Below are 26,073 nucleotides of genomic sequence, written 5' to 3'. Positions count from 1 at the left end.
GCTACGCCCGGACCGTCGACGCCGGTGCGGGAACTGCGGCCGGATCGACCAGGGCCCCATTGACCAAGTCGGTGGTCACCTCGGTGAGCAGCGCAAGCCCGGCGACCATGTCGGCATCCGTGCTGAATTCCCGTTCGCAGTGCGAGACGCCGTCGACGCTCGGGATGAACAGCATGATCGAGGGCACGATGGTGTTCATAGCGACCGAGTCGTGGCCGGCCATGGTCTGGAGGCGGCGGGTAGAGAGGCCGGTCCGCGCTGCAGCTGCCTCGGCCAATTGCAGGCCAGTCTCCGGAAAATACCTGATTGGGCGAATATCGAAGTCGGTGACGTTGATCGCGATCTCGTGCAGGGCGGCGAGAGCGGCGATTTTCTGCAACAGGGTCGCGCGGGCGGCCTGCACGATCTGTGGGTCGCCGCTGCGCAGGTCGGCGACCAGTCGCACCCGGCGGGCGACGACGATGGGGGAATTGGGTTCGAGGGTCAGCTGCCCGACCGACGACACGATGGCCTCATCGGCGAAGTCGGTAGTGACCTCGCGCACCATGAGGATGATCTTGGCGGCCGCGACGAGGGCGTCGTGCCGATCGGCCATGGCGGTCGCTCCGGTGTGGGACTGCTCGCCGAGCACTTCTATGTCGAGTTTCTGGGTGTACCAGCTGCGGTCGACGACCCCGATCGCGATCTGTTCGCGCTCCAATATGCGACCCTGCTCGATGTGGATCTCGGCATAGCTCACCGTGATCGGGCGCGGGTCGGTGCCGAGGTAGCCGATCTCGGCGAGGGCAGTGCGGGCGGTCACCCCGGCCAGGTCGGTGACGGCGAGCATCTTCTCCTGGTCAAACAGTCCAACAAACACGCTGCTGCCCATCACGCTCGGGGCGAACCGACCGCCCTCTTCGTTGAACCAGTTCACGACGGCGAGGTTGAACGGCGGTAAGGCTGCGCTATTTTTGACCACCTCGTCGACGTTGCGGGCCGCGTGCAGTGCCGCGAGTACGCCGTAGGCACCGTCGAAGCGTCCGCCGAGCGGCTGGCTGTCGAGGTGCGAACCGACGAGAACGTAGGGCGCGCCGGGGGTCCATTCGATCAGTCCGAACATGTTGCCGATGCCGTCTACGTGCAGGGTGTAGCCGGCGTCGGTGATCCACTTCGAGAACCAGGCGCGGCTTTGCGCGTCTTCGGCGGTGGCGGCCTGGCGGTCGACGCCCTGGCGGGGAGTGGCGCCGATGGTGGCAACGTGGTGAAAGTCGGTGAGAAAGTCGGCGGATGACATGTGTGCTCCTTTTATAGGGCGAGTAATGCGCGAACGGATGCTGCGGGTGTCACCCCAGGCGCCCCCGCGTCTCCGGCACCTTGGTGAGGGTCACGAGCAGGAGCACGATCACGGCGGCTGCGGCCATGTAGAAGCCGGGGGCGAACGCGATCCCTGAGCTGGCGACGAGGGCGGTGCCGACCAGCGGTGCGGTACCGCCGAAGATGGCGTAGCCGAGGTTGTAGCTCACGGCGGCGCTCGTGAAGCGGGTTCTGGTCGTGAAGATCTCGACAAAGAATGTGTAGCAGCCGCCGCCGTAGATGCACAGCGCAATCACGAACAGCATCTGGCCGACCAGGGCGAGGGGCAGGCTGCCGCTCGTGACGAGCATGAAACTCGGGACGGCGACAACGGCGATCGCGGCCGACCCGGCAATGAGCATGGGCTTGCGCCCGACCTTGTCGCCGATGCGCCCGCCGATCGGCAGCAGCACGGCATACAAGGCGAGGGCTGCGGCATTGGCCAGCAAGGACTGCTCGCGGCTGAGGTTGCCGGTGGTTTGCACGTAGGCCACGAAGTAGGCCGAGAGAAAGTAGAAGCCCATCGCGGTGAGGCCCATGACGAAGATGACCTGCACCATGCGCAGTTTGTTCTCGCGGAAGGATTCCTTGACCGGGCTGAACTCCGCAGGTTTGCTGGCCTGGGCGTCGGTGAACGATTTGCTCTCGCTGGTCTTGCTGCGAATCCACACCCCGAACAGGGCCAGGGGCAGGGCGAGCAAGAACGGCAGGCGCCAGCCCCAGGCGGTGAAGGACTCGTCGGACATGCTCTGGCTCAGGATGAGGATCATCGTGCCGGCGAACACCGACGGCAGCGCGGTGGCCGCGATGGTGATGTTCAGCCAGAGCCCGCGGCGGTCGACCGGTGCGTGCTCGAACACGAACGAGGGCGCGCCGACCGATTCGCCGCCGGCCGAGAAGCCCTGCACGAGACGGAGGAGCAGCAACAACAGGGGAGCCCAGACACCGATCTGGTCGAAGGTCGGCAGCAACCCCATGCACGCGGTCGCGCTGCCGATGGCGAGCAGGGTGATGGCCAGCACCTTGCGCCGCCCGATCTTGTCACCGAGTGCGCCGAAGAACAGGCCGCCGAGCGGACGAATGACGAACGCGACGCCAAAGGTCGCGAAAGTGGCCAGCAGGGCCAGGATCGGATCTGAGCTTGGAAAGAACAGCTGGGAAAAGATCACGGCCGTGAGGCCGTAGAGGGTGAAATCGTAGAACTCGATGAACTGGCCGATGCTGCCGCCGAGCAGCACGCGCTTCTGCAGGCCGGTGATTTTCTTCGAGGGAGCGGTCTCGGCTGGCGGACTGTTCGGAACGGTGGCTTCGGTCTTGGTCATGAGATCCACGCTACGATCGCGATGATTCCGGCGCTCGCCGCTTCGTTTCTGGCCCGTGAACTCTGCGGGAGTCGTATGTCGGTCATATTGCGGCGCATCCGTTGGTGTGTAACCGGGGCGACACATAAACTGTCTGGTCGAACACTGATCCTCCTTGATCACTGCGGCCCCGATCCCGGTTGAAGACGAGCGACGCCGGGAGTACGTGACCGATTGTGGTCAAGCTTGCGCGTTGCGAAAGATCCTTGTCCAATTGATTCTCATGGCCGACCGCATCGATTTTGGTGATGGGTCACGGCCGGGTCGCGCCGTACAACCGGCGGCAGATCTCTTCGAAGGCCAGGGCGCGCCGGGTGGGCAGGGCATCATCGAGCCGCACGAGCATCACCTCGCTCGGCGGGAATTCGTCGGTCAGCCGAAGCGGCACCACCCGGCCACCGGAGTAGGGCACATCGTTGTAGACCCGCTGGTTGAGCAGCGCATAACCGTGGCCCTGGGCAACGAAGGAGCGCACCGTTTCGTAGCCGGCGAACCGGTGACGCACATTGGGCTCCACCCCGGCCAGGGCGAACAGGCTCTCGTAATACTCCCGGCTGTGCGGCAGGTCGAGCAGAATGAGCGGCTCGCCGACCAGGTCTTTCAGGGCGATCTCCTGGCCCGGCGTGTTCGCGGCCCGATGGCCCTCTGGCACGATGACGTGCGGCGGCACCCGCTCGAGCACCTGGCTCGAGAACCCGCTGCCGAGGCCGTGTCCGTACATGAGCGCGAGGTCGCACCGTCCCTCGCGCAGCGCCGTCTGCAACGAGGCGAGGTCGGCTTCGAGAAAGGTCACGTCGACGCCGGGATGGGTGGCCTCGAACGCCTTGAGAATGGCTGGCAGCCGAAATGACGCCAACGGAGAGAACACACCGACGGTCAGCTCGCCGCTGAGAATCTCGGCGGAACCATAGGCCGACTCGAACAGGGAGTCAGCGTGGTCGAGAAAGCCCTTCAGGTCGAGGGCGAACCTGCGGCCGGTCGGGGTGAGCTTGAGCCCCGTCGAAGGGTTGCGCAAAAACAGTTGGGCACCGAGGGTGCGCTCCAGCTCCGCCATCGCCGTGGACACGGCGGACTGGCTCACCAACAGCCGGGCAGCGGCCTGGGTCATGCTCTCGAGCTCGGCCACGACGGCGAAATACCGCAACTGGGTGAGGGTGAAGTGTCGCATCGAGCTCCAGATCGGTGGCAGGCGGGAAGGCAAGCACTCCGCCCCGAGCGAACGGATTGCTCAATGGTAACGCCGGGCATCCATTCGAAAGGCGAATGAGCAGCCGCCGCGACACGTAAGCGGATGCCGCGCGCGGCATCCGCTTACGACCCTCGGTTGGGGGGTAGTATCGCTGCAATCGGGATCTTCCCGCGCATGAAATGAAAGGTCGGATTATGAACCCGTTACTCATCATTGTGGCCGTTGTTGCGGTGGTGCTGCTCATTACCGGAGGCCTGGTGCAGTCGCTACAATTTCTGCTCTGGGTCGGTATCGTGCTCGCGATCATCGCGGTGATCATGTTCCTGATGCGGTCGATGTCAGGACGCAAGAGCGCCTAGTGCTGCATGGTTCCAGAGCAGCCGGCACGAGGAGAATGGACTCCTCGTGCCGGCTGTTTTTTGTATCGGACCTCGTCGGGTCGGGCCCCGGCTCAGACCAGTCAGCGTTGAACTTTCGCTCTCAATGAGCGGTCCGCGTGCCCGGTTGGCGAGGTCGCAGATCGACCGGCCTGATAACGATGTCACTGATATTTTTAGACCACAATGGCTATAGAGTCAGGCACTTAATCAAGTTGGAGATTCATCGTGACAACGATGTCGGTAGGCACCCCCTGCGGTGCGCCGCGCGCTCGACCGACCATGCGTCAGGTCGCCGCGTTGGCCGGCCTCGGCATCAAGACGGTTTCTCGAGTCATCAACGGTGAGCCCAACGTGTCGCCGGCCATGATCGCAAAGGTCAAGCAGGCGGCGGACAGCCTCGACTATCAGCCCGACCGCAGGATTGTCTATTTGGGTACCAGAACCTCGTCGCCATCGGTGCGATCAAGGCGCTGCGTGCCCGCTCATTGCAGAACCGCGTGGCCCTGGTCGGGTTCGATGATATTTCCCTCACCGACCTGCTCACCCCCGGTATCACCGTCATCGCTCAAAACCTGCAGCGAATCGCCTCGACGGTGACCGCACCCCGACACATTCCTATGTCGTGCCGACCGAGCTCATCGCTCGCGGCTCCGGAGAGATTGGACCCCATGCCTGAACAGAATGCTCCAGCCCGCGTCGTTGTCGTCGGCGATGCCCTGATCGACGAACTGCGTGATTCGGAGGCGAGCCGGGAATTCGCCGGAGGTGCCGCCCTCAACGTCGCGGTCGGCTTGGCGGTGCTCGGCCTGCCGACGGCCCTGATAGCGATGGTCGGCGACGATGCCCACGGCGCCGTGATTCGCGCGTTCCTCGAGAAATACGGCGTGCAGCTCATCGCAACCGCTGGCCCGCTCGGGTCGTCGCGGGCTGTGTCCGACCGCGCCGACGGCGAGCCCCGCTACTTTTTCAACGACGCCGCGAAGGCGCGCCGCATCGAGTTCGGTGTTGCCGAGCGCGCGGCGCTCGCGGCCGCCGAGCTGGTCGTCGTGAGCTGCTTTCCGTTCGACGACACCGCGCAGACCGAAGCCTTCGCCTCCTGCGTGAGTGATCCGGAACGTCGCCTCGTGATCGACCCCAACCCGCGCGCCGGAATGCTGCACGACGGCCCCCGGTTCGTGCGCAACTTCGAAGCGCTCGCTGCGCGCAGTCTGCTGGTCAAGGTCGGCGAGGAAGACGCCGACCTGCTCTACGACAGCACCCTTGATGAGCTGCGGGAGCGGCTCGTCGATGCGGGGGCCCAAAACGTTCTGGCGACCGCCGGACGCCTCGGCGCTTCGGTCGCGTTCGCCATTAGTGGGCTGGTCAGCGTGCCGATCGCCACTCTCGACGGCCCGATCATCGACACGATGGGTGCCGGTGACGCGACGCTTGCGGCATCCGTGTGCACGATCGTGAACGACGGGGTGCCGCAGGATTCCGCCGCCTGGCAGGCACTGTTGGTCGACGCCATGCTCACCGCCGCCGCCACCTGCCGGCACGAGGGCGCGCTTCTTCGCCGGCCGTAGCTAGCGGATGCCCGCGGCGCGTTATGCCTCGGGCTCGGCTATCGTTTCGGTCAGGTTCAGGCGCGAACGGATGGCGTCGCGAGCCTGCTGCGCTGCGCGGCGCACCTCCTTGTCGGAGTCACGCAAGCGCACCTCGATCGTGGCGATATTGGCTTCGGTGCCCTGATCGGCGAGGGCGTGCAGCGCGGCGCTGCGAACGCGCGGATTCACGTCAGTGGTGAGCCGCACGAGCTTGGGTACGACCTGCAGGCCGCGCAGCAGCACGACCTTCGCGCACATTTCGCGTACGCGCCAGGCTTGGTTGTTCAGGCCGACGACGATGTACGGCGCGGCCTGCTCGCCCCAGACGTGCAGCAGCGCGCGGGCGCCCCACAGCTCGGGCCAGTACAGCGCGGGAGCACCCTCAAGAATGCCGAGCGCGTGGCGTCCGCCGGCGTAGAGCAGAAAGTCTTTACCGGCGTTCTTGGCGCGCAGCAGAGCCACAGCATTGTCGATGACAACGTTCTCGCCGTAGTGAGTCACGGCGGCGCGAATGCGTTCCTCCGTCGGCAGGTCGATCGGAAGGTCGGGGTGCGGAATCAATTTGTTTTGCATAGCTCTCTAACGCTACCTCCCCGCAGGCATCGGAGCCATCGAAACCGTGCCCTGACGGCGATCTGGTGCGGGTAATAGGGCGCAACGACCGCCCTCGACGATGTCAGCCCCACGGTAGCCCGCGGCACGGTCTCGGTCGACGACGAGGAACTCACGCGGCTCTCGCCTGACCAGCTGCGCCTGGCCCGCCGACAGATTGGCCTGGTCTATCAACACTTCAACCTGCTCGCTGGGCTAACCGCCCAGGGCACCATGGAGTTGGGGCCGGAAATCGCCGGTGTCGGAGTGCCGAACGCCGGCGACGATCGCTCGAGATTCTCGAGCTGTTCGGACTCGCCGACGAGGCTCGCGCCTACCCGGCCGAACTCTCCGGTGGGCATCCGCTGGTTAAAGCGTGAGGTTCAGCTCGAAGCCGGAGGCGTGCTCGTAGATGCCGTAGTTGCCGATGTCGGTGAAACCCAGGCTGCGGTAAAGCGCGAGCGCCTCGGGCTGGGCATAGCCGGTTTCCAGGCGCATCCGCTCATAGCCGAGGCTGCGGGCGAGAGATTCGAGTTCACGCAGGATCGTGCGGGCGTGGCCCTGGCGGCGGTAATCGGGGTTGGTCCACATGCGTTTGACCTCGGCGGTCGTGGCGTTGAACTGGCGCAGGCCGCCGCCGGCTACCGTCGTGTCGCCGTCGACGAGAACGAGAAAACCGCCGCCGGGGGGATCGAACTCGGTGCCGTCGACATCGTGCACGGAATCGCCGTCGCCGTAGCGGGTCTCATATTCGCGGTGCAGGTCGAGCAGGAGAGGGGCCACCTCGGGGTCACCGAGGCGCACGGATACACATTTCACGGTACTAAGTGTGCGCCCTGTCGGGCCGGATTCTGACCGCTGTGCGGGAGCTCGCTTAGTAGACTCGACGGGTGTCAGTGAACCCAGAGTTGCAGGGGCGGGTCTTTCCGCCGGTCGCACCGTATCTTGTCGGCCGTGAAAAGGTGCGCGAATTCTCCCGCGCCGTGTTCGCGACCAACCCGATCAACCACGATCCCGAAGCGGCCCGCGCGGCCGGCCACAGCGACGTCGTCGCCCCGCCCACCTTCGCCGTGGTCGTGCAGGAGGCAACTCTGGCCCAGCTCCTGGCCGAGCCCGATGGCGGCATCGACTTCACCCGCGTCGTACACGGCGACCAGCGTTTTAGCTATACCCGCCCGATCGTGGCCGGCGATGAACTCACGGCGACGCTCGCGGTGACGAGCATCAAGACCCTCGGTGGCCACTCGATGCTGACCGCGGAGTCAACGATCGTTGACGCCACCGGCGCCCATGTCGTGACCGCCATCTCCACCCTCGTCGTCAGGGGAGACGAATGACCCCCGTTCTGGCCGATCTCCTTATTGGCAGCGTTGTTGCCGAGGCGAGTTTTTCCCTCACGCGCGATTCCCTGGTGCGCTACGCCGGGGCATCCGGTGACTTCAACCCCATTCACTACCGCGACGATGTGGCGCAGTCAGTGGGGCTGTCTGGCGTGCTCGCCCACGGCATGCTCACCATGGGCCTGGCCGTGCAGCCCGTTGTCGACTGGGTCGGCGACCCGGCGCGGGTGGTCGATTACCAGGTGCGGTTCACCCGCCCGGTCTTCGTCGATGCTACGGATGGCGCCATCGTGTCTGTGGTCGCCAAGGTTGGCGCTGTCGACCTTGGAGCCGGCATCGCCCGCATAGACCTGTCCGTGACCTTCAACGGCGCGACCGTTCTCGGCAAGGCGCAGGCGCGCGTTAACCTGGCGTGAACCATGCTTGAACCCGTTGACCTCAGCACTCTCACTTCCTTTCGCGTCGGTGGGCCGCCCGCCGCCCGGGTGGCGCCGGTCACCGAGCAGGATCTCATCAACGAGACCCTCGTGGTTTGGGGCCTCGAGGAGAATTGGCTGCTGCTCGGCGGTGGCTCCAACACCGTCGTCGCCGACGAGGGTTTCGACGGCATCGTGATCCAGGTGGTGACCCGGGGTATCGAGGTGCTCGCGGTTGGCCGCGAAACCTCCAGTGACGCGGATGCCGCGCCCACCGCCGGCATCGAATCGGGATCAGGGGTGCGCCTGCGAGTGCAGGCCGGCGAACCGTGGGACGACCTTGTCGCCTACGCGGTGGAACACGGTTGGGCCGGCATCGAGGCGCTGTCGGGCATTCCCGGATCGTGCGGCGCTGCACCCGTACAGAACATCGGTGCCTACGGCCAGGAACTCTCCGACAGCCTCGTCGCGGTCGATTTTCTCTCCTACGAGACCGGCGAAGTTGAACGGCTGGAGCGCGCCGACCTCGACCTCGGTTACCGCACCTCGGCACTCAAGCGGGGTCTGCGCGGGGTCGTGCTCGCAATCGAGCTGGAGTTGCACGACACCGCGGCGGAGGCTTCCGTTTTGGGAAGTCCCCTCGGCCAGCCCTTGAAGTATGCCCAACTCGCCGGCGCGCTCGGCGTGCAGCTCGGCGACCGGGTGCCGCTGCCGATCGTGCGCGAGACCGTACTCGGCCTGCGGGCTGGCAAGGGGATGGTGCTCGACCCGAACGATTGTGACACGTTCAGCGCCGGCTCGTTCTTCACCAACCCGATCGTCACCGAGACCTTTGCGCGCTCACTGCCAGCCGATGCGCCGCGTTGGCCGCTCGAGGCCGAGCCGGCGGACCGAGTTATTCCCCTGGAGGAATATATGGGCGTCGGGCCCATTCCCGGCGAGGAACCGGTGCGCCTGGTCAAGCTCAGCGCGGCCTGGCTGATTGAGCACGCGGGTGTCCGTCGCGGATTTCGGCTGCCGGGGTCGAAGGCGGCCGTGTCGAGCAAGCACACCCTCGCCCTGACCAACACGGGCGGGGCGACGGCTGCCGAGGTGGCCGAACTGGCTCGGTACGTGCTCGGCCGGGTGCAGGCCGAATACGGGGTGAACCTGCAGCCAGAGCCGGTGCTGGTGGGACTGACGCTGTAGACCGAGAGTCGCGCGGTGGAACGGGCGGGGCGCCAGCCCACGGAGATGTGAAGGCGCCTCGCCCGGCCAATCAGTCGGCGCGCCGCGCGGCCGCAGCGATGCCGGCCACGACGAGGCCGAGCCCGACCGCGATCACCCCGCCGAGCAGCCAAAGCGTGGGATCCGGCGGTACCGGCAGCAGCGTGAACACCACCATGTAGGTGGCGAGGGCGAGCAGCAGGATGCCCCAGAGGATCGTGCCGAAGCGCGGGCGCAGCCGGGGCGCAGCTGGTAGCGCGGGGCCGACGGTCGGCGCGTCGGTGTTCGGGGCGAAGAAGTTCGGGGTCTCGATGGTCTCCCGCGGTGGGAGGGTCGACTCCGGGTACGGCACGGTCGGGTGAGTCGACAAATTCGCGGTCACGTCACTCGTTTGACGGCTCGCGGAGAAATCTTCCGTGGGTGCGTCGGCGCCGGTGTTGTTCTGTGGTGTGGTCATGAGGGTTCCTAATCGTTAGAAGAATCGAGCGTGACGACGCCGGCGAGGGTAAAGATGCGCACGAGCGGGCCGTCGCTGCGGCTGTTCGCGTTGAAGGTGCGCTGGTCGAAGGTGAACACGCCGGTCTGCTCGCCGTTTTCGGCGGCCACAGTGCGCCCCGAATACTCGACGCCGCCGACCAGCGCGCTCGATTCGACGCGCACCGGAGCATCCGCCGGCAGCTGGATGTCGGTGGCGCCGACGAGGAGCCAGACGTCGATGACGCTGTCTTCGTTCAGCCCGGGGTTATCGAAATCGCTCAGGTCGAGCGTCGTGTTTCCTACGATCATGGCGTAGCTGGAGGTCGGGTCAGCTGCGGCGGAATTCGCGCTCGGTGACCAGACGGTATTGCCGACCAGCGAAAATTGGGTGCCCTGGGGGAACACGCCGAGCACGATGAGAGTGGCCGCGGCCAGAAAGGCGAACCCGCCCATGGCGCCGTCGGTGCGTCCGCGGATTCCGGCGATGACGATGCCGAGCGCGAGCACTCCGAGGGCGAACGCTACGCCGAGAATGACCGCGTCCTGCGACCAGACGCCGTTCGAATTCACCCCGGCGGCCACGGCGCCGGTGGCCAGGGCCAGGCCGAGCACGATCGCGCTGAAGCCCGCCCCGGGGCGACGAGCCCGCACCAGGGCGCGCCTGGCTGCCTGGCGAGCGAGGCGCTGCTCCTGCCAGATGTTGTTCTGGTTCGGTTGCTGCTCTGGTTTCGCGGCATACGGCGTTGCGCTGTAGGGGGCGCTCGTCGTTGACGGCGATTGCGTAGCGGATGCCGCGCTCGCCTCGGGAACGAGGGCTGCGGTCTCGTAGTCCGATGCCGGGCTCGGTGTCGGATTCGAGGGCGTCGAACCGTAACCGGGTATGGGGTACGAGCCCGAGCGACCCGACGGGGATCCGGTTGAGCGGGTTGAGCCGTCCGGGCCACCCGGCTGCGTGCCGGTGCCGCGGCGACGTCGAACGAGATACACGACCAGCCAGACGATGCCGGCCAGCAGGGCTAGGCTCCAGCCGATTCCAAACAGGGTGCTGAGCGAGCTGGGCAGGCCGAAACCGGGACCGCGCCACCAGCCGTCTTGAAAGATCGGCACGATTGTAAAGAGCAGCAGAGCGCCGATCGCGATCATGGCTGGTTGAAATCGACCACGCAGGACATCCTCGGCGTAGATGCGCCCGGCGCCGCGGGGCAGGAGCGCCCAGCCCACGGCGTAGGCGAACACCACGGGGGCGCCGAGAATGGTGAGAACAACGGCGATGCCGCGCACGATCAGCGGGTCGAGCCCGGTGCGAGCGGCGATGCCACCGCAGACCCCAGCGAACCAGCGGTCGCCATCGCGGTTGAGTCCGGACGAGCGGATCCAATCGAAGAATCGGGTGATCTGATCGGGCTGCGGCTTGGTTCCCGAGTCTGTCGGGACGGGCTGCGCGGGGCCGGGCTGCTGGCTGTCGGCCTGCGGTGGAAGTGGTGTGTCGTTCATGATTCGAGTTTGGCAGCAGACCCCACGGGCGGCCATGGGGGATGACCCTGACCGAACCCTGAATTCTCGCCGCACGCCACCCGGAGTAATGCCGGCGTGCTTTGATTAGCGAGTGAGAACCGAACGGATGACCCGCCCCCGGCTGCGCCTGCTCGGCGGAGTCTGCGCCGGGTTCGCCGACCACACGGGCCTCTCCGTCACAACCGTTCGGGTGGCCACCGTGCTGCTGTCCCTGTGCGGCGGCGCCGGGGTTCTGCTCTACGCCTGGTTATGGGTCACAACGCCGAATTGCGTTTCGCCGACGATAGCCGAGCCGCTCCCCAAAACCAGCCTGGCCCGGCCCGGTCGGAGTCCCGATCTCTTGCCCGGCCCTCCCTTAGTCGCTGCGCCCGCGTTGGCAGTGGACGTCTCTCTCAACCGTTCAGCGCCAGTCACCGAGATCCTGCTCGGACTCGCGCTCTTGTCGGCCGGCATCGCCTTGGTCGCCAGTCGTCTCGGGGCCAACATTCCGCTTGCCGTGGTCGTGCCCGGAATCGTCGTGCTCGCCGGCATCGCGCTGGCTTGGCGACAGTTCGCTGATGTGCGCAGCGGAGCGGCCCAGCAATCCTCGGCGCTGCTGGTGCGCACCCTCGGAGCGCTCGTCCTGGTCGCGGTGGGCATCCTCTTGTTTTTCGTGACCGGTGACAGCCCGAATGTGTGGACGGTCATTGTGGCCGCTGCATCCGTTCTGCTCGGCGTTATTGTCGTCATTGCGCCGTGGGTGCTGCGGCTGTGGAGCGACCTAGCCGACGAACGCGCCGCCCGTGCCCGAGAGGCGGAACGTGCCGACATCGCCGCGCACCTGCACGATTCGGTATTGCAGACCCTCGCGCTCATTCAGCAGAAGGCCGGGCCGCACAGCGATGTCGCTCGGCTCGCCCGGGCGCAGGAACGCGAGCTGCGGGAGTGGCTGTTCACCGGAACCCGAGGTGGCAGCACCGAACCGGCGAGCGACCTGGCCGCAGCGCTTCGCCGCATCGCCGGCGAGATCGAAGAAGACTTTGCGGTGCACTTCGAGGTTGTGACGGTCGGCGCGGAGGTGGGCGTGCGCTCCTCGGCCAGCCCGGAGTCGAACCCGAGCGGTGGAGATGCCCCGGAATCGCTTGTCGCTGCCGCCCGAGAGGCCATGCTCAACGCCGCGCGGCATGCCGGCGGTGCGGTCTCGGTCTACCTCGAAACCGGCGCACGCGGCATCGAACTGAGCGTGACCGATCGAGGCCCGGGCTTTCGGCTCGACCAGATTCCCGCAGACCGCCTCGGTGTGCGCGAATCCGTCCTCGGGCGCATGCATCGGGCCGGCGGTTCGGCAGCCGTGCGGCCCGGTCCGGGCGGGGCCGGCACCGAAATTCTGCTGACCCTGCCAGCCACGATGCGCACCGAGCCGGGCACGGCCGCGCCCCCCGCCACCCCGGTGCCCACGACCCGCGCAGCGACCGATGAGAATCAGACCGATGCGCAGCAGACCGAAACGAGCATGCGATGACCACTCCCGAACCGATTGGCCAGGGCGACAGTGCCCGTGCTGCCATCGCGCCGTCCGCGGCATCCGCTGGTCTGCGCGTGCTGATCGTCGACGACCACTCCATCTTTCGCTCCGGGCTGCGCGCCGAACTCGAGGCCGACATCATCGTGCTCGGTGAGGCCGCCACGGTCGACGCTGCCGTCCTTTCGGTGATCGACCTGCAACCGCGCGTCGTGTTGCTCGACGTGCACCTGCCCGGCGGGCACGGCGGGGGCGGTGCGGAGGTCATTCGCGAGGCGGGGCCGCGAGCACCGCACACGCTGTTCTTGGCGCTCAGCGTCTCCGACGCCGCCGACGACGTGGTGAGCGTCATTCGGGCGGGCGCCCGCGGCTATATCACCAAGAGTGCCTCCGGGGCTGAGGTGTCCGACGCCGCCCGCCGAGTCGCCGACGGCGACGCCGTGTTCTCGCCGCGCCTGGCCGGGTTCGTCCTCGACGCTTTCGGCGCCGTCGCCGGCGAGACGGCCGAGACGACCGAAGAGCTCGACAGACTGTCCGCTCGCGAAACCGAGGTGATGCGGCTCATTGCTCGCGGCTACAGCTACAAGGAGGTCGCGAGCACCCTGTTCATCGCCGCCAAGACCGTCGAAACCCACGTGTCGGCCGTGCTGCGCAAGCTGCAGCTGTCGTCGCGGCACGAGCTGACCGCCTGGGCGCTCGAACGTAAACTGCTCTAGACCTCGCCCCTGATCAAGGCGCTTGAGGGATCGCACCTTTCGGTGCCGTTTGAAAACGAAAGGCATCCCTGCGCTGGGTTCCTGGTCTGGGCCGAAGCCTGCGTCAATGCTGGCTCAGGCATCGCGGCGAATCCATCGAAACGTCACCCGGCTGAGCACCAATCCGACCACGAGCCACACCCCGAGGGCGCCGGCGACCCAGGCCAGGTCCCACGATCCGTTCTGCTCGGCGGCCGCGAAGCCCTCGGGCAGAAAGACCGACCTCATGCCCTGCGCCATCCACTTGAGCGGAAAGACGCTCGCCAAGTTCTGCATCCATTCAGGCAGCGCCGTGAACTGCAGGTAGACACCGGAGATGAACTGCAGAACGAGCACCACCGGAATCACGACGGCCGTTGCGCTCTTGCCCGATCGCGGAACGGATGCGAGCGCGATTCCGAGGAACGCGCTGGTGATCACGCCGAACACGAACACCCAGGCGAACGTCGCCCACTTCTCGGGCTCACTCGGCAGGGTGATGTCAAGCACGAACCGGGCCACGAGCAGCAGCAGGCCAGCCTGCAGAATTGCGGTCACGAACACCTGCCCGATCTTGCCGAGAAAGTAGCTCAACGGCGACAGCGGGGTGCCGCCGAGACGTTTGAGGGTGCCGTCACTCTTCTCTCCGGCGATGTCGACGGCGAGGTTCTGCACGCCAGAAAGCAGCATGCCGGCGGCGAGCATGCCGGGCAGATAGTAAGCGCCAACGCTCACTCCTCCGGTGCCGTCGGGATTCGCACCGATATTGCCTGAAGTGCTGAACGCTGCGGTGAAGATGCCGAGCATGATGAACGGAAAGAAAAATGTGAAGAACAGCGTGTCTGGCGAGCGAAAGTACAGCCGGGTTTCATAGCCGATGCGCGACAGCCCGAGCAGGAGTGTGCCCGGCGCCTTCTTGTGCGCGCGGGTACGCGTCTGGGTGGCGCTCATGCTCGTACGTCCTTATCACTCCCGACCGGGGAGGCAGGCGCCCCGCCGTCGCCATGGCGGCGACGACTCGGTCTGACCGTGTTGCCGGCACCGGATGCCGCCGCCTCGGCCTCGTGGCCGCGCACGAGCGACAGGTAGACGTCTTCCAGGCTCGGCCGGATCACCTCGAGGTCCTCCGGTTCCCCACCGTCGCCTCTCGCGAGGAGGTCGGCGACGACCCGTGCGGGTTGGCTCGTGCGCTTTTCGCGCAGCAGCCCACCGCTGTCACGCCAGCGCACGAGCGGGACGCGGGCATCCGCTCCACCGATTTCGTCGATCGAACCGATGTCGATGAGGCGGCCGCCGGCGATGATTCCAGCACGGTCGCCGAGTTGCGCGGCCTCGTCGAGATAGTGGGTGGTCAGCAGAATGGTCGTGCCCTCCGCTTTGAGTCCGCGAATGAGGTCCCAGAACTGGTGCCGGGCCTCGGGGTCGAAGCCGGTGGTCGGCTCGTCCAGGAACAGCAACTCGGGACGGCCGATGATGCCGAGCGCGACATCCACTCGGCGGCGCTGCCCGCCGGAAAGCTTGCTGATGCGGGTCGTCGCCTTTTCCCTCAGGCCGGCCGCGTCGATGACCTCGTCGACGTCTCGGGGGTTGGGATAGAACCCGGCGAAGTGCCGCAGCTGCTCGGTGACGGTGACATTGCCGCTCTCGCCGCTGGTCTGCAGCACGATGCCGAGCCGAGCCTTCCAGTCCAGGCCACCGTGGTGCGGATCGACTCCGAGTACGTTCACCTCGCCGCCGGTGCGGTCTCGGTAGCCCTCGAGAATCTCGATCGTCGTGCTCTTGCCTGCGCCGTTCGGGCCGAGCAGGGCGAAGGTCTCGCCGGCCGCGATGGAAAAGCTCACGCCGCGCACCGCTTCGACGCTGCCATACGATTTCTGCAGGTCACGCACCTGCACGACGGGGTCTAAGACTGTCATGTCACCGGAATCCTACCGCGGTGCCGCGCGCACCAGCGGTTGGCCGACTGAAATGGGTATCCGCCCGCAACGGCGCCGACGTGCCCCTTTTTTGCCGAGAGTCCCCGATTGGCCGGGGACTTTCGGTAAAAAAAGGGACTCTCGGCGGGACGAGCTAGGCGAACAGGCGCTGCAGCCGCTGCACGCCCTCGAGCAGGGCCTCGTCGCCGAGTGCATACGACAAGCGCAGGAACCCGCTCGGACCGAACGCCTCGCCGGGAACTGCGGCGACTTCGGCCCGATCGAGGATGAAGTCCGCCAGCTCGAGCGAGGTTGTCGGTGTGACTGTGTCCCAGGAGCGACCGAGCAGGCCGGTCACGTCGGGATACACGTAGAAGGCCCCCTGCGGAGTGGGTGTCACGACACCCGGGATCTTGTTCAGCTCGCCGACGATGATCTTTCGTCGTCGGTCGAAGGCCCCCCGCATGGCCTCGGCAGCATCCTGCGGGCCATTCAGCGCGGCGATTCCGGCACGCTGGGAGATGTTCGACACGTTCGACGAGAGGTGTGACTGCAGGTTGGCCGCCGCTTTGATGGCGTCGGCGGGGCCGACCATCCAGCCGAGGCGCCAGCCGGTCATGGCGTAGGTCTTCGCTACGCCGTTGACCAGGATGGTGCGATCGGCGAGAGCCGGAACGGCCTCGACGATCGAGACGGCCTTGACGCCGTCGTAGGTGAGGTTCTGGTAGATCTCGTCGGAGATGACCCACAGCCCGTTGTCTTCGGCCCACTGGCCGATGGCCCGGGTCTGCTCCGGCGAGTAGACGGCGCCGGTGGGGTTGGACGGTGAGACGAACAGAAGCACCTTGCTGCGGGGTGTGCGTGCGGCCTCAAGCTGCTCGACGGTCACGAGATAGCCCTGGTCGCTGCCGGCGAAGACATCCACCTGTACGCCGCCGGCGAGGCGAATGGCCTCGGGGTAGGTGGTCCAGTACGGGGTCGGCACAATCACCTCGTCGCCGGGATCGAGCAGAGTTGCGAAGGCCTGATAGACGGCCTGCTTGCCGCCGTTGGTGACGACGACCTGGCTCGGCGACACCGCGAGCCCGCTGTCGCGCAGCGTCTTGGCGACGATGGCCTCGCGCAGTTCTGGCAGACCGGCCGCAGGGGTATAGCGATAGTTTTTCGGATCGCGCACCGCGGCCAGCGCAGCCTCCACGATGTGTTCGGGCGTCTGAAAATCGGGTTCCCCAGCCGCGAAGCTGATCACCGGCCGCCCGGAAGCCTGAAGCGCCTTGGCCTTGCCGTCGACCTTGAGGGTCGCCGACTCAGCAATAGAGCCGATCCGAGTAGAGATTCGCTTGAGTTCGTGAGCCACAGGTCGAGCTTAGCTACCCGATGCGCGCACGCGGTAGTGGCCGAAATAGAAGTCGACGGAGATGTCGCGTCAGCCTGTCGACGATGCTGTGCCAAACCCACCAACGATCCTGTGTCAAACTAAAAAGTGAGGCAACGCGGGCTGGGCATCCGGTACCAGGTCGTCTCAGCTTTACAGTGGCCGGTCCGTGACCTAGACTGGTTCAAGGTAGTTGAATTCTGCCATGCTTTTTTGCGCCTTTTTCCAAGTGTTGCCACCTGGGCGAGAGCGTGAATGGCGTGACGGGTTTGCTTCCATAGGGTGGTGGCTCAATTGGTAGAGCAGCGGTCTCCAAAACCGCAGGTTGCAGGTTCGAGTCCTGTCCGCCCTGCACATCGGTAGATGTCTGCCGACCATGAGAGGTGTAACAGGTGGCCCGAAAAGTTGTCGACGAACCTAGTGAGGAAGTCGTCGCGAACGCACGAATTGCCCGCGAGTCCAATCGCGGTCCTTTCGCTCGGTTGAACCTGTTCATCAAGCAGGTTTTCGCGGAACTGCGCAAGGTCGTCACACCGACTCGCAAGGAGCTGCTGAGTTACACCGGTGTCGTGCTCGTGTTTGTGATCATCATGATGGGCATCGTGTCGGCTTTCGACTGGGTCTTCGGCCTCGCAGTTCTCTATGTGTTCGGAACGCCGGGCTAGAGCGCACCACCGGCATCCGCTTGGCGGAACGCCTGCATCACCGGCATGAATACGTGCCCAGACAACTTGCACAGGTAGAAAAATTAGGGATTGAGATTTTAGTGACTGAGACCAAGCACGACGATGTCGACTGGGCCACTGCCGCCGAGCAGTCCTCCGAGGAAGACGAGGCGCAGGAAGGCAGTACCCTGGCCGCCGACGAAGATTCCGTAGAGGCCGCCGAGCAGGTGGCTCTGCATGTTATCGACGAAAACGGCGACGTTGAGGTCAACCTCGACGCCGCGCTCGACGCTCTCGCTGAGTCCTCCGATCCCGAAGCTGACGCCATCGTCGACGACGCCCTCGACATCGATTCGGCAGAAGAAGCCGACGCGTCCGTCGAAGCCGTCGAAGACGAAGACGAGCTCGTCACCGCCGAGGCCGCCGGTGAAGCGGATGCTGACACGTCCGACGAAGAGATCGACCCCTACGAAGCGTTCCGCAAGGAGCTGCGCTTTCTGCCGGGCAAGTGGTACGTCATTCACTCGTACGCCGGTTTCGAGCGTCGCGTGAAGTCGAACATTGAGAACCGCAAGCAGTCCATGGCGATGGAAGACTTCATCTACCAGTGCGAAGTTCCCATGGAAGATGTTGTCGAGATCAAGAACGGCCAGCGCAAGATGGTCACTCGCGTACGCATTCCGGGCTACGTGCTCGTGCGCATGGACCTCGACGAAGACAGCTGGTCGGTTGTTCGCCACACCCCCGGTGTCACCGGGTTCGTCGGCAACGCTCACAACCCCACTCCGCTGCGCTTCGAAGAGGCCTTTGGCATGCTCAAGGGCCTCGTCGAGATTGTCGAGGCACCGACCAAGGCCGGCGGAGCTCCCGGAAAGTCGGCGCAGCGCGTTATCGCGGCCGAGGTCGACTATGAAATCGGCGAGACCATCACGATCAAGGAGGGCTCGTTCGCGGGTCTGCCCGGTTCGATCAGCGAGATCAAGCCGGAGAGCGGCAAGCTCATCGTGCTCGTCTCCCTGTTCGAGCGCGAAACCCCGGTCGAGCTCAGCTTCGACCAGGTCACCAAGCTTTAACCAGACGCACCGCCCACAGCACGACGGATGCCCGCAGGGTCATCCACTCTGGTTTCCCTAACCACCGGGGCCCATCCGGGCCACCGGGAGAGCGGCCTCAGGCTGCTCGCACATCAATACGAAGGACAAAACAATGGCACCGAAGAAGAAGGTTACAGGTCTGATCAAACTTCAGATCAAGGCCGGCGCAGCCAACCCCGCACCGCCCATCGGGCCGGCACTGGGCCAGCACGGCGTTAACATCATGGAGTTCTGCAAGGCTTACAACGCGGCGACCGAAGCCCAGCGTGGCAACGTCATCCCCGTTGAAATCACCGTCTATGACGACCGCACATTCACGTTCATCCTGAAGACCCCGCCCGCAGCGGAGCTCATCAAGAAGGCGGCCGGCGTTGCCAAGGGCAGCGGAACCCCGCACACGGTGAAGGTCGCCAAGCTCAGCCAGGCTCAGGTTCGCGAAATCGCCGAAATGAAGATGGTTGACCTCAACGCCAACGACATCGACGCCGCCGCAAAGATCATCGCCGGAACCGCCCGTTCCATGGGCGTTACGGTCGAGGCCTAACCACCCCTCGCATCGGCGCCATCAAGCGCCGAAGCACTCTTAGCAATTAGTGGAAGAGCCCTGCCAGGTTCGCACCACACTCTGAAGTACATACAGGAGATTCACATGGCAACCAAGTCAAAGGCGTACCGCGCCTCCGCCGCGAAAATCGGCGAAGATAACGTCTTCACCCCGGCCGAGGCCGTAGCCCTGGCCAAGGAGACCGGCTCCGCGAAGTTCAACTCCACGGTTGAGGTCGCCCTCCGCCTCGGAGTCGACCCCCGCAAGGCCGACCAGATGGTTCGTGGAACCGTCATCCTCCCGCACGGAACCGGTCGCACCGCCCGCGTTATCGTCTTCGCAACCGGTCCTGCCGCCGAAGCCGCTATCGCAGCCGGTGCCGACGAAGTTGGTGGCGACGAGCTCATCGAGAAGGTGGCCGCTGGTTACACCTCGTTCGACTCTGCCGTCTCGACGCCCGAGCTCATGGGCAAGGTTGGTCGTCTCGGAAAGGTGCTCGGCCCGCGTGGCCTCATGCCCAACCCGAAGACCGGAACCGTGACGCCCGACGTGGCCAAGGCTGTGTCCGACATCAAGGGCGGAAAGATTGAGTTCCGCGTCGACAAGCACGCCAACGTGCACTTTGTCGTTGGTAAGGCGTCTTTCTCCGTGGACCAGCTGAACGAGAACATCTCCGCAGCCCTCGAGGAGATCAACCGTCTCAAGCCGAGCTCCTCCAAGGGTCGGTACATCACGAAGGGTGTCGTCTCGACTACCTTCGGTCCTGGCATCCAGCTCGATGTGAACAGCATTTAAGCATCTGCTGAGCGTTTGCACGAACAGCACAGCAAGCAGGGCCCGTCTTTGGACGGGCCCTGCTTTTTTAATGTCCCAGTCTAGTGATTGGGGTGAGCCCGAAGCAGCACCGCTAGTTCGGTGGCTTCAACCTCCGGTGCTGGCGATTTGCAGTCCGGTCGGGCGATGAACGGGTAGTGCGCCCCGCTGCCCCCGAAGACGACGGGACCCGACAGGCTCATTGGTCGACAAACATGACGCTAGCCGATGCGGATCATCTTTTTGTTGACGAACTCGTCAGAGCCGAACCGACCGAGCTCGCGACCCGAGCCGGACCGTTTGACGCCGCCAAAGGGCAGCTCTGCGCCGTCGGCACCGACGAGGTTGATGAAGACCATGCCCGCCTCAATGCTGTCGGCCACACGCAGGGCCTGTGCCTCGTCGGTAGTGAATACATAGGAACCAAGACCGAAGGGGGTGTCGTTGGCCAGGGCAACTGCGGCAGCCTCGTCGGCGACGCTGAATACCTGGGCGACGGGGCCAAAGAACTCCTCGTGAAAGGCGTCGGAGCCGGGTTTGACGTCGGCAAGCACCGTTCCGGCGTAGAAGTTGCCTTCAGATGTGCCTCCGGTGACGAGGGTTGCGCCCTGAGCCACAGCGCGCGCAACCTGATCGGTGAGCGTTTCGGTGGCCTTCGCAGACGAGAGCGGGCCGAGGTCGGTTCCCTCCTGGGTAGGGTCGCCCAGCTCAACGGCAGCTATCGCCGCCGTGAACTTGTCGAGGAACGGCTGGTACAGCTCGTCGATGACGATGAACCGCTTGGCGGCGTTGCAGGCCTGACCATTGTTGTCGATTCGGGCGGCGACGGCGGCGGCGACGGTTGCGTCGAGGTCGTCGGTGGAAAGCAGGATGAACGGGTCTGAGCCGCCGAGCTCCAGCACGACTTTCTTCAAGTTGCGACCGGCGATCTCGGCAATTGCAGCTCCCGCGCGCTCCGAACCGGTCAGTGAGACTCCCTGAACGCGCTTATCGGCGATGATCGTGGAGATTTGTTCGTGCGAAGCGTAGAGGTTTGTGTAGGCGCCCACTGGCAAGCCAGCGTCGAGCATGATCTGAGCGATCGCGGCGGCCGATTCGGGGCACTGCTCGGCGTGCTTGAGCAGGATGGTGTTGCCAACAATCAGGTTCGGCCCAGCGAAACGGGCAACCTGGTAGTAGGGGAAGTTCCACGGCATGATGCCGAGCAGTACGCCGAGCGAGCTGCGGCGGATGAGCGCCGAACCCTCGCCCGCGAGCAGGGAAATGGCTTCGTCCTTCAACAGGTCAGTCGCATTGTCGGCGTAGTAGGCGTAGATGTCGGCGCTAAAATCGACCTCGCCGAGGGCCTGCTCAAGAGGTTTACCCATTTCGCGCACGATGATCTCGGCAAGCTCTTGGCGACGCTCGGTGTGCAGTTCGGCCACGCGGCGCACGCGCGCTGCACGTTCTTCGACGGTGACACTGCGCGACCAGGTGCGATGGGCTTCATCGGCGGCGACAATCGCGGTGGTGAGTTCGGCATCCCGGATCGTGTCGTAGGTCTTGATTGTCTCCCCGGTGGCCGGGTTGATGACTGCGTAACTGCTCATAGGCTTTCTCCTTCACTGGTCTGGCACACCGAAAACGGGCGCCAATGCAAACTCTGGTTTTTCAAAGATATAGCAACGGATGATTAAACACGAGGGGCCAGCGCCGGCGCGACAAGAACACGAAACGGTAGGTCAGAGCAAGCCACAGTGGTTCCGGAATGCGGGGCGAGCTGACCGACTTGAACGGTCGGCTCCGTGGAGATCACCACCCGGTCAACAATGTTGACCAGGGCGAGTGGTCGGTCGGCTCCCAGGAACAGGGGAAGCAGCGCGGTCTCGAGGCGTCGTACCGAGATATCCGCCCCTACGACTCCGACCATTTGCTCATCGACCCGCACCGGAATCGTGACGGTAAAGAGGTAATCGCAGGTGCACAAGTGATCGACGTAGGGTCCGGTGACGTGGCGCTGCTGGGTCGACTCGGGGATTGAATACCACTCCAGTTTGCGCACGTCGCGGAGATACTCGGTGTAGATCCGGGCGCCGAGATCGAGGCGCGTAGGAACCGTGGTGATGCCGAGCAGCGGGTTCGACTCGAGAGGGCCAATCCACCAGGAGAAATGAACATCGCGACCGCGCACGAATTCCGGTGCCGCGATGAAACCGGCGCCGAGCAGGGTGGGGTTGTGTCGGGTGAGCGAGGGTACGACGAGAGTCTGAACGAGAGCGTCGAGGTCGGCCGAGCGCGTCTTCGGCCCGATCAGCGCGATCTCGTCTCGCCACGACTCGAGATCGTGAAACACCGAGTCGAAGAGGGTGCTGACTGCTCCAGCACACTGTTCAGCCGTTGTCGAGTGCTTCGCCATCAAGATTCCCCCCTCGCTCGACCCGGATCTTCGCCGAGAGCAGCCACTGGCCCAGTGCCTCCACCTGGTCGCCGACCAAACCGCGGGCGAGAGCGTCGTCGCCGGCGCTGAGCGCGGGGACGACAGCGCGAAAGCCGCCGGCGACCCGTTCGCGCAGTGCCGCATCGGCCAAGCCAAGAAAGAGAAGAGAGCCGAACTCCGCCTGCACCCGAATCTGCTCCCGCACCAGACGGGCCGATTGGGTCAGCACGGCCAACTCCAGAAAAAAGCCACCGGCGTTCGACCGGGCGGAGGCGGTCGTCGTGAAATTAGCCTGGTGCAGCCACTCGGCGAGGCGTTCAGCATCGACCGGGGAGGTGTACCGGGCGGCGCGGGTGGCGCAGCCCTCCACGATCACACTGAAATAGACCGCGATGTCCGACAGTTCAACCTGGGCAAGTTTGTGCAGCCGGTTCTCAAGCAGGGCCTGGTGGGGGGTATTGACGGCGCTCACGAAACTGCCGCCTTCGCGGCCGCGTCGGGTCTCGATCAGACCGGTGTCTCGTAAAATCACGAGACCCTCACGAACGGTGATCAAGGCGACACCGAAGTGACGGGCGAGCTGCGGCTCGCTGGGCAAACGTTCGCGCGGGGACAGCACGCCCAAAATGATGGCGTCGGTCAGCCGCTGGGCCACTTGTTCGGCGCGCCCGGTGTCGTTGAGCTGGGCGAAGATTGCTTCGCGGGCGCCCGGGCGCTTGTGTACGTCCATGCGCCTAATCTACAAGGCTCGGCTACCCGGCCAATCCTCCTCGGCCGCGTACAGCAGCTCGCGGGTGTACGGATGCTTGGGGAAGTCAAAGAGGTCGGCGACGGAGGCGTATTCCACAATTCCACCGGTGCGCACCACGGCAACCCGATGGCAGATGCGCGCTGCCACTCGCATCGAGCGGGTCACGATGATCATGGTCAGCGTGCGTTTGTGCTGCAACTGTTCCAGCAGCTCAAAAATCTCGGAACTGTCCGATGCGGTCAGAGTGTCTGACGGGTCGTCGGCCACAACAAGGTTCGGATTGCCGGCGAGGGCACCGGCAATCTGCACGCGCAACGCCATCGTCGGCGGTAGATCGCGGGAAAACGAGGTGAACGCATGCTCGGGACGTTCGACTCCGGCCTGGTGCAACAGCTCAATCGAACGTTCGTAGGCGGCCGGTTTAGAGAGTCCGAGCGTCGAACGCAGTGGTGCCGCCAGCTGAGTTCCGACCGTCGCAGCCGGGTCAAGGCCGGCGCGCGGATCGCGCGAGACATACGCAATTCTTGGGTCGCGCCGCGGGTAGCGTGATCGGGCGGGCAGTCCGACCAGTTCCTCGCCGTTGAACAGGATTGACCCGGAACGGATGGTGGCCGGCCTGGGCAGCACACCGGCGATGGACTGGGCGACCTGCAGGGCTCCGGAGGAGTCGTCTCCGACCAGCCCGACGACCTCTCCGCTGGTGATGGAGAGCGAGACGCCGTTGACCAGCCGGGGTGCATTCGCGTGGGCTGTCGCCCCAATCTCGAGGCCCCGTACATCGAGCAGTGCCGCGGAGCGAAACCAATTTGAGGGCATTGGTGCGGTCGTCTCGGCCGGAATCGGCGAGGCAATTCGCTCGGGAGGCTCGATCATGGCGGCTGCCGCCGAGGGGATGCCGGCGCGCACGACGCGATTGAGGCGACGGAACACACCGCGAGCGTCACACATGGTCGGCTCGCATTTCATTTGGTCGAGACGAGCGGCGATGCGTGGATAAGCCCGACCGACAATCTCTGGTGCGTGGTAGCGCAAAAATGCACCAGTTTGGAGCACTGTAACGTCACATTAATTCTACCGAAGAGTATTGCCAACAACGTACCGGTTTGTTTCTTTTGAAAAAAGTGATGTCTGGGTACTGCCAGGCGGCCTCACCGGGTGGTACCTCCCGAGCGGATCAGTGCGGCGAGTGGGCCTCCAGGAACTCGTACACCTCGGTCTGGTCGACGCCGGGAAAAGTGCCGGTGGGCAGGGCGGCGAGCAGGCTCGTCGGGGTTCGCGCAGCCGGCCAGGACTGCCCGGCCCAGCGGCCGGCGAGGTTGTCGGGCGCGCGGCGGCAGCAGGAATCGTCGGGGCAGAGTGACACTGCACGGTTCGGGGTCTCCCGGCCCCTGAACCACTTCACGTGCGCGAACGGCACGCCCACACTCACGGAGTACTCGCCCTCCTTGGCCTTCTCGATGCGGGACGTGCACCAGAAGCTACCGGACGGCATGTCCGTGTACTGGTACCAAGCGCTGAAACGGTCTTCGACGTCGAACACGGTGCGGGCGGTCCAGCTGCGACAGACCGTAGTGCCCTCCACGGCACCGAGAGCGTCGCTGGGAAAACGCACGTTGTCGTTTTCGTAGGCCTTAATGATCGTGCCGGACTCGTGTACCTTCATGAAGTGCACCGGAATGTCCAGCCGGGCCGTGGCGAGGTTGGTGAAGCGGTGCGCGGCCGTCTCATAGGAGACCGCGAAGGCATCCCGCAGATCTTCCATTGAGATGCGCCGCAGGGTTTTGGCCTCGGCTAGCATGCGCACCGCGTCCCGCTCTGGAACGAGAATCGCGGCGGTGAGATAGTTGGTCTCGACCCGCTGGCGCAGAAATTCGGCATAATTTTTCGGCTCTTCGTGGGCGCAGAGGTGGCTCGCGAAGGCCTGCACGATCGGCGAGCGCGAGTCCCGCGATGCGGACCTCTCGGTCGGCAGGTAGATGCGCCCGTTGAGTTTGTCGGTGACCGACCGGGTAGAGTGCGGCAGATCGTTGACGTAGTGCAGTGAAAAACCCAGGTGGGTGGCCATATCGGCGACGAGCTGCTGGGACACCGGACCGCCGGAGTGACCGACCGCGGTGAGCAGCTCAAGAGCCTGCGCCTCCAGCTCGGGAAAGTAGTTGTCTTTCTGGCGCATGATCTGGCGCAGGGCTGAGTTGGCGCGACGGGCCTCTTCCGGGGTCGCTGCGCGTTCCCGGTTAAGCCGGTCGATTTCATTGTGCAGGCTCAGGATGGTCTGCAGGGTTTCATCACTCTGACCCTTGCTCACCCGAATGCGGGGCAGCCCAAGAGCCTGGAACACCGGCCCGCGCTGGGCGCGCTCAACGGAGATTTCCAGAGCGGCGCGCTCGGAGGGCGCATCCGTTCGCATCAGTTCCTCGACGGTGGTGCCGAGGGCCAGGGCGATCGTGCGCAACATCGAGAGGCGCGGTTCGCGTTTGCCGTTTTCCATCATTGACACCTGCGAGGGCGCTCGATCGATCGCGGCGGCGAGGGCATCCAGCGTCATCCGCCGACTCGTACGCAGTTCTCGGATGCGACGGCCCAGGGTGAGGGCGTCGAGCTCGGGTTCATCGAGGCTGAGGGAGGACAGCGCGGAGAGGGCTTCTGTGGGGACCATAGGCCCAGTGTCACACAATCGAAAAGTTTCTACAATCAGAAGAAAATGATTTCTTCTGTTGGCGATTGGTGGTTTCGTTGGGTATGGACGGGGCAGAGTAGAAGCACAGGCAAGCAACGACTTTTGAATCACGACCGCAATACCCTCGCGGTCGTGACTCGACCGAAACAGAACAGCACATCCCCCTCCGCCTGAGATCGGGCGAACCGCGC

General features: G+C 65.0%; 26 protein-coding genes, 1 tRNA gene and 2 pseudogenes. 14 read left to right on the top strand and 15 right to left on the bottom strand.

Annotated features, from left to right (window positions below; all coding sequences use genetic code 11):
- Position 1 precedes the first annotated feature (1 nt).
- The 3 genes from QMK31_RS10270 to QMK31_RS10260 all read right to left on the bottom strand — a co-directional run bounded on the left by QMK31_RS10270 (position 2) and on the right by QMK31_RS10260 (position 3,864).
- The gene (locus tag QMK31_RS10270) at positions 2-1,276 is read right to left on the bottom strand and encodes a M20 family metallo-hydrolase (RefSeq protein WP_283500850.1); all 1,275 of its coding nucleotides are present in this window, start codon (positions 1,274-1,276) and stop codon (positions 2-4) included.
- Positions 1,277-1,325: 49 nt separating this feature from the next.
- Complete coding sequence (locus QMK31_RS10265) at positions 1,326-2,657, bottom strand: MFS transporter (protein WP_283500849.1); 1,332 nt, start codon at positions 2,655-2,657, stop codon at positions 1,326-1,328.
- Between the two features lie 292 nt (positions 2,658-2,949).
- Positions 2,950-3,864: a LysR family transcriptional regulator gene (locus QMK31_RS10260; protein ID WP_283500848.1), complete on the bottom strand. Its 915-nt coding sequence runs from the start codon at positions 3,862-3,864 to the stop codon at positions 2,950-2,952.
- Between the two features lie 215 nt (positions 3,865-4,079).
- On the opposite strand from QMK31_RS10260, the gene QMK31_RS10255 reads away from it, so the two are divergent.
- The 4 genes and pseudogenes from QMK31_RS10255 (at position 4,080) to QMK31_RS10245 (ending at position 5,830) form a co-directional block, all read left to right on the top strand.
- Positions 4,080-4,244, top strand: a complete 165-nt coding sequence (locus tag QMK31_RS10255) for a hypothetical protein (protein ID WP_283500847.1) — start codon at positions 4,080-4,082, stop codon at positions 4,242-4,244.
- Positions 4,245-4,499: 255 nt separating this feature from the next.
- A pseudogene (locus QMK31_RS17375) lies at positions 4,500-4,619 on the top strand (LacI family DNA-binding transcriptional regulator); the annotation flags it as partial.
- A 98-nt stretch (positions 4,620-4,717) separates the two neighbouring features.
- Positions 4,718-4,801 (top strand): annotated as a pseudogene (locus tag QMK31_RS17370) (hypothetical protein); the annotation flags it as partial.
- Between the two features lie 132 nt (positions 4,802-4,933).
- Positions 4,934-5,830, top strand: coding sequence for a carbohydrate kinase family protein (locus QMK31_RS10245; protein ID WP_283500846.1), 897 nt, complete (start codon positions 4,934-4,936; stop codon positions 5,828-5,830).
- Between the two features lie 21 nt (positions 5,831-5,851).
- Here the strand turns inward: QMK31_RS10245 and QMK31_RS10240 are convergent, their stop codons facing one another.
- Positions 5,852-6,424, bottom strand: a complete 573-nt coding sequence (locus QMK31_RS10240; RefSeq protein WP_283500845.1) for a HEAT repeat domain-containing protein — start codon at positions 6,422-6,424, stop codon at positions 5,852-5,854.
- A gap of 387 nt (positions 6,425-6,811) precedes the next feature.
- The gene (locus QMK31_RS10235) at positions 6,812-7,261 is read right to left on the bottom strand and encodes a GNAT family N-acetyltransferase (RefSeq protein ID WP_283500844.1); all 450 of its coding nucleotides are present in this window, start codon (positions 7,259-7,261) and stop codon (positions 6,812-6,814) included.
- A 71-nt stretch (positions 7,262-7,332) separates the two neighbouring features.
- On the opposite strand from QMK31_RS10235, the gene QMK31_RS10230 reads away from it, so the two are divergent.
- The 3 genes from QMK31_RS10230 to QMK31_RS10220 are packed head-to-tail and all read left to right on the top strand — an operon-like array spanning position 7,333 to position 9,386.
- A complete protein-coding gene (locus QMK31_RS10230) occupies positions 7,333-7,779 on the top strand; it encodes an FAS1-like dehydratase domain-containing protein (protein WP_283500843.1) in 447 nt (148 codons plus the stop codon).
- Positions 7,776-8,198 (top strand): MaoC/PaaZ C-terminal domain-containing protein, encoded by a 423-nt coding sequence (locus tag QMK31_RS10225; RefSeq protein ID WP_283500842.1) that lies wholly within the window; start codon positions 7,776-7,778, stop codon positions 8,196-8,198. Before QMK31_RS10230 ends, QMK31_RS10225 begins: the two co-directional genes overlap by 4 nt.
- A gap of 3 nt (positions 8,199-8,201) precedes the next feature.
- Positions 8,202-9,386, top strand: a complete 1,185-nt coding sequence (locus tag QMK31_RS10220) for a UDP-N-acetylmuramate dehydrogenase (RefSeq protein WP_283500841.1) — start codon at positions 8,202-8,204, stop codon at positions 9,384-9,386.
- Positions 9,387-9,456: 70 nt separating this feature from the next.
- Here the strand turns inward: QMK31_RS10220 and QMK31_RS10215 are convergent, their stop codons facing one another.
- The gene (locus QMK31_RS10215; protein ID WP_283500840.1) at positions 9,457-9,861 is read right to left on the bottom strand and encodes a hypothetical protein; all 405 of its coding nucleotides are present in this window, start codon (positions 9,859-9,861) and stop codon (positions 9,457-9,459) included.
- A gap of 8 nt (positions 9,862-9,869) precedes the next feature.
- Positions 9,870-11,375: a PspC domain-containing protein gene (locus QMK31_RS10210; protein WP_283500839.1), complete on the bottom strand. Its 1,506-nt coding sequence runs from the start codon at positions 11,373-11,375 to the stop codon at positions 9,870-9,872.
- A 127-nt stretch (positions 11,376-11,502) separates the two neighbouring features.
- Between QMK31_RS10210 and QMK31_RS10205 the strand changes: the two genes are divergently transcribed.
- On the top strand, positions 11,503-12,897 hold the full coding sequence (locus QMK31_RS10205) for an ATP-binding protein (protein WP_283500838.1): 1,395 nt from the start codon (positions 11,503-11,505) through the stop codon (positions 12,895-12,897).
- Complete coding sequence (locus tag QMK31_RS10200; RefSeq protein ID WP_283500837.1) at positions 12,894-13,613, top strand: LuxR C-terminal-related transcriptional regulator; 720 nt, start codon at positions 12,894-12,896, stop codon at positions 13,611-13,613. Before QMK31_RS10205 ends, QMK31_RS10200 begins: the two co-directional genes overlap by 4 nt.
- A gap of 114 nt (positions 13,614-13,727) precedes the next feature.
- Here QMK31_RS10200 and QMK31_RS10195 read toward each other — a convergent pair whose 3' ends face one another.
- From QMK31_RS10195 to QMK31_RS10185, 3 genes are all read right to left on the bottom strand, one after another.
- A complete protein-coding gene (locus QMK31_RS10195; RefSeq protein ID WP_283500836.1) occupies positions 13,728-14,582 on the bottom strand; it encodes an ABC transporter permease in 855 nt (284 codons plus the stop codon).
- On the bottom strand, positions 14,579-15,547 hold the full coding sequence (locus QMK31_RS10190) for an ABC transporter ATP-binding protein (protein ID WP_283500835.1): 969 nt from the start codon (positions 15,545-15,547) through the stop codon (positions 14,579-14,581). The genes QMK31_RS10195 and QMK31_RS10190 overlap by 4 nt, the downstream gene beginning before the upstream one ends.
- A 154-nt stretch (positions 15,548-15,701) precedes the next feature.
- Positions 15,702-16,904: a pyridoxal phosphate-dependent aminotransferase gene (locus QMK31_RS10185; protein ID WP_283500834.1), complete on the bottom strand. Its 1,203-nt coding sequence runs from the start codon at positions 16,902-16,904 to the stop codon at positions 15,702-15,704.
- A gap of 297 nt (positions 16,905-17,201) precedes the next feature.
- Between QMK31_RS10185 and QMK31_RS10180 the strand changes: the two genes are divergently transcribed.
- From QMK31_RS10180 to rplA, 5 genes are all read left to right on the top strand, one after another.
- Positions 17,202-17,274 (top strand) — tRNA-Trp (locus QMK31_RS10180).
- A gap of 40 nt (positions 17,275-17,314) precedes the next feature.
- Positions 17,315-17,587, top strand: coding sequence for a preprotein translocase subunit SecE (gene secE / locus QMK31_RS10175; RefSeq protein ID WP_092106331.1), 273 nt, complete (start codon positions 17,315-17,317; stop codon positions 17,585-17,587).
- Between the two features lie 101 nt (positions 17,588-17,688).
- Entirely contained in the window at positions 17,689-18,660 is a 972-nt protein-coding gene (nusG, locus tag QMK31_RS10170; RefSeq protein WP_283500833.1) for a transcription termination/antitermination protein NusG, read from the top strand.
- 133 nt (positions 18,661-18,793) lie between these two features.
- Complete coding sequence (gene rplK, locus QMK31_RS10165; protein ID WP_283500832.1) at positions 18,794-19,225, top strand: 50S ribosomal protein L11; 432 nt, start codon at positions 18,794-18,796, stop codon at positions 19,223-19,225.
- Between the two features lie 105 nt (positions 19,226-19,330).
- Positions 19,331-20,020: a 50S ribosomal protein L1 gene (rplA, locus tag QMK31_RS10160; protein ID WP_283500831.1), complete on the top strand. Its 690-nt coding sequence runs from the start codon at positions 19,331-19,333 to the stop codon at positions 20,018-20,020.
- A gap of 239 nt (positions 20,021-20,259) precedes the next feature.
- On the opposite strand, the gene QMK31_RS10155 is transcribed toward rplA, so the two are convergent.
- The 5 genes from QMK31_RS10155 to QMK31_RS10135 form a co-directional block, all read right to left on the bottom strand.
- The gene (locus tag QMK31_RS10155) at positions 20,260-21,627 is read right to left on the bottom strand and encodes an NAD-dependent succinate-semialdehyde dehydrogenase (RefSeq protein WP_283500830.1); all 1,368 of its coding nucleotides are present in this window, start codon (positions 21,625-21,627) and stop codon (positions 20,260-20,262) included.
- 83 nt (positions 21,628-21,710) lie between these two features.
- Entirely contained in the window at positions 21,711-22,433 is a 723-nt protein-coding gene (locus QMK31_RS10150; RefSeq protein WP_283500829.1) for a cache domain-containing protein, read from the bottom strand.
- The gene (locus QMK31_RS10145) at positions 22,408-23,184 is read right to left on the bottom strand and encodes a FadR/GntR family transcriptional regulator (protein ID WP_283500828.1); all 777 of its coding nucleotides are present in this window, start codon (positions 23,182-23,184) and stop codon (positions 22,408-22,410) included. The genes QMK31_RS10150 and QMK31_RS10145 overlap by 26 nt, the downstream gene beginning before the upstream one ends.
- A gap of 9 nt (positions 23,185-23,193) precedes the next feature.
- Positions 23,194-24,153: an ATP-binding cassette domain-containing protein gene (locus QMK31_RS10140; protein ID WP_283500827.1), complete on the bottom strand. Its 960-nt coding sequence runs from the start codon at positions 24,151-24,153 to the stop codon at positions 23,194-23,196.
- 226 nt (positions 24,154-24,379) lie between these two features.
- Positions 24,380-25,861 (bottom strand): helix-turn-helix transcriptional regulator, encoded by a 1,482-nt coding sequence (locus QMK31_RS10135; protein WP_283500826.1) that lies wholly within the window; start codon positions 25,859-25,861, stop codon positions 24,380-24,382.
- Positions 25,862-26,073: the final 212 nt, after the last annotated feature.

The sequence above is a fragment of the Cryobacterium sp. PH31-O1 genome (assembly GCF_030063455.1).
Taxonomy (GTDB): domain Bacteria; phylum Actinomycetota; class Actinomycetes; order Actinomycetales; family Microbacteriaceae; genus Cryobacterium.
This window is presented reverse-complemented; position numbering and strand designations above follow the sequence as displayed.

Bases quoted from the DNA above. Each gene is read 5' to 3' on its own strand.
- QMK31_RS10270 (WP_283500850.1), bottom strand. From the start codon at position 1,276: ATGTCATCCGCCGACTTTCTCACCGACTTTCACCACGTTGCCACCATC.
- QMK31_RS10265 (WP_283500849.1), bottom strand. From the start codon at position 2,657: ATGACCAAGACCGAAGCCACCGTTCCGAACAGTCCGCCAGCCGAGACC.
- QMK31_RS10260 (WP_283500848.1), bottom strand. From the start codon at position 3,864: ATGCGACACTTCACCCTCACCCAGTTGCGGTATTTCGCCGTCGTGGCC.
- QMK31_RS10255 (WP_283500847.1), top strand. From the start codon at position 4,080: ATGAACCCGTTACTCATCATTGTGGCCGTTGTTGCGGTGGTGCTGCTC.
- QMK31_RS10245 (WP_283500846.1), top strand. From the start codon at position 4,934: ATGCCTGAACAGAATGCTCCAGCCCGCGTCGTTGTCGTCGGCGATGCC.
- QMK31_RS10240 (WP_283500845.1), bottom strand. From the start codon at position 6,424: ATGCAAAACAAATTGATTCCGCACCCCGACCTTCCGATCGACCTGCCG.
- QMK31_RS10225 (WP_283500842.1), top strand. From the start codon at position 7,776: ATGACCCCCGTTCTGGCCGATCTCCTTATTGGCAGCGTTGTTGCCGAG.
- QMK31_RS10220 (WP_283500841.1), top strand. From the start codon at position 8,202: ATGCTTGAACCCGTTGACCTCAGCACTCTCACTTCCTTTCGCGTCGGT.
- QMK31_RS10215 (WP_283500840.1), bottom strand. From the start codon at position 9,861: ATGACCACACCACAGAACAACACCGGCGCCGACGCACCCACGGAAGAT.
- QMK31_RS10210 (WP_283500839.1), bottom strand. From the start codon at position 11,375: ATGAACGACACACCACTTCCACCGCAGGCCGACAGCCAGCAGCCCGGC.
- QMK31_RS10205 (WP_283500838.1), top strand. From the start codon at position 11,503: ATGACCCGCCCCCGGCTGCGCCTGCTCGGCGGAGTCTGCGCCGGGTTC.
- QMK31_RS10200 (WP_283500837.1), top strand. From the start codon at position 12,894: ATGACCACTCCCGAACCGATTGGCCAGGGCGACAGTGCCCGTGCTGCC.
- QMK31_RS10195 (WP_283500836.1), bottom strand. From the start codon at position 14,582: ATGAGCGCCACCCAGACGCGTACCCGCGCGCACAAGAAGGCGCCGGGC.
- QMK31_RS10190 (WP_283500835.1), bottom strand. From the start codon at position 15,547: ATGACAGTCTTAGACCCCGTCGTGCAGGTGCGTGACCTGCAGAAATCG.
- rplK (WP_283500832.1), top strand. From the start codon at position 18,794: ATGGCACCGAAGAAGAAGGTTACAGGTCTGATCAAACTTCAGATCAAG.
- rplA (WP_283500831.1), top strand. From the start codon at position 19,331: ATGGCAACCAAGTCAAAGGCGTACCGCGCCTCCGCCGCGAAAATCGGC.
- QMK31_RS10155 (WP_283500830.1), bottom strand. From the start codon at position 21,627: ATGAGCAGTTACGCAGTCATCAACCCGGCCACCGGGGAGACAATCAAG.
- QMK31_RS10150 (WP_283500829.1), bottom strand. From the start codon at position 22,433: ATGGCGAAGCACTCGACAACGGCTGAACAGTGTGCTGGAGCAGTCAGC.
- QMK31_RS10145 (WP_283500828.1), bottom strand. From the start codon at position 23,184: ATGGACGTACACAAGCGCCCGGGCGCCCGCGAAGCAATCTTCGCCCAG.
- QMK31_RS10140 (WP_283500827.1), bottom strand. From the start codon at position 24,153: ATGTGTGACGCTCGCGGTGTGTTCCGTCGCCTCAATCGCGTCGTGCGC.
- QMK31_RS10135 (WP_283500826.1), bottom strand. From the start codon at position 25,861: ATGGTCCCCACAGAAGCCCTCTCCGCGCTGTCCTCCCTCAGCCTCGAT.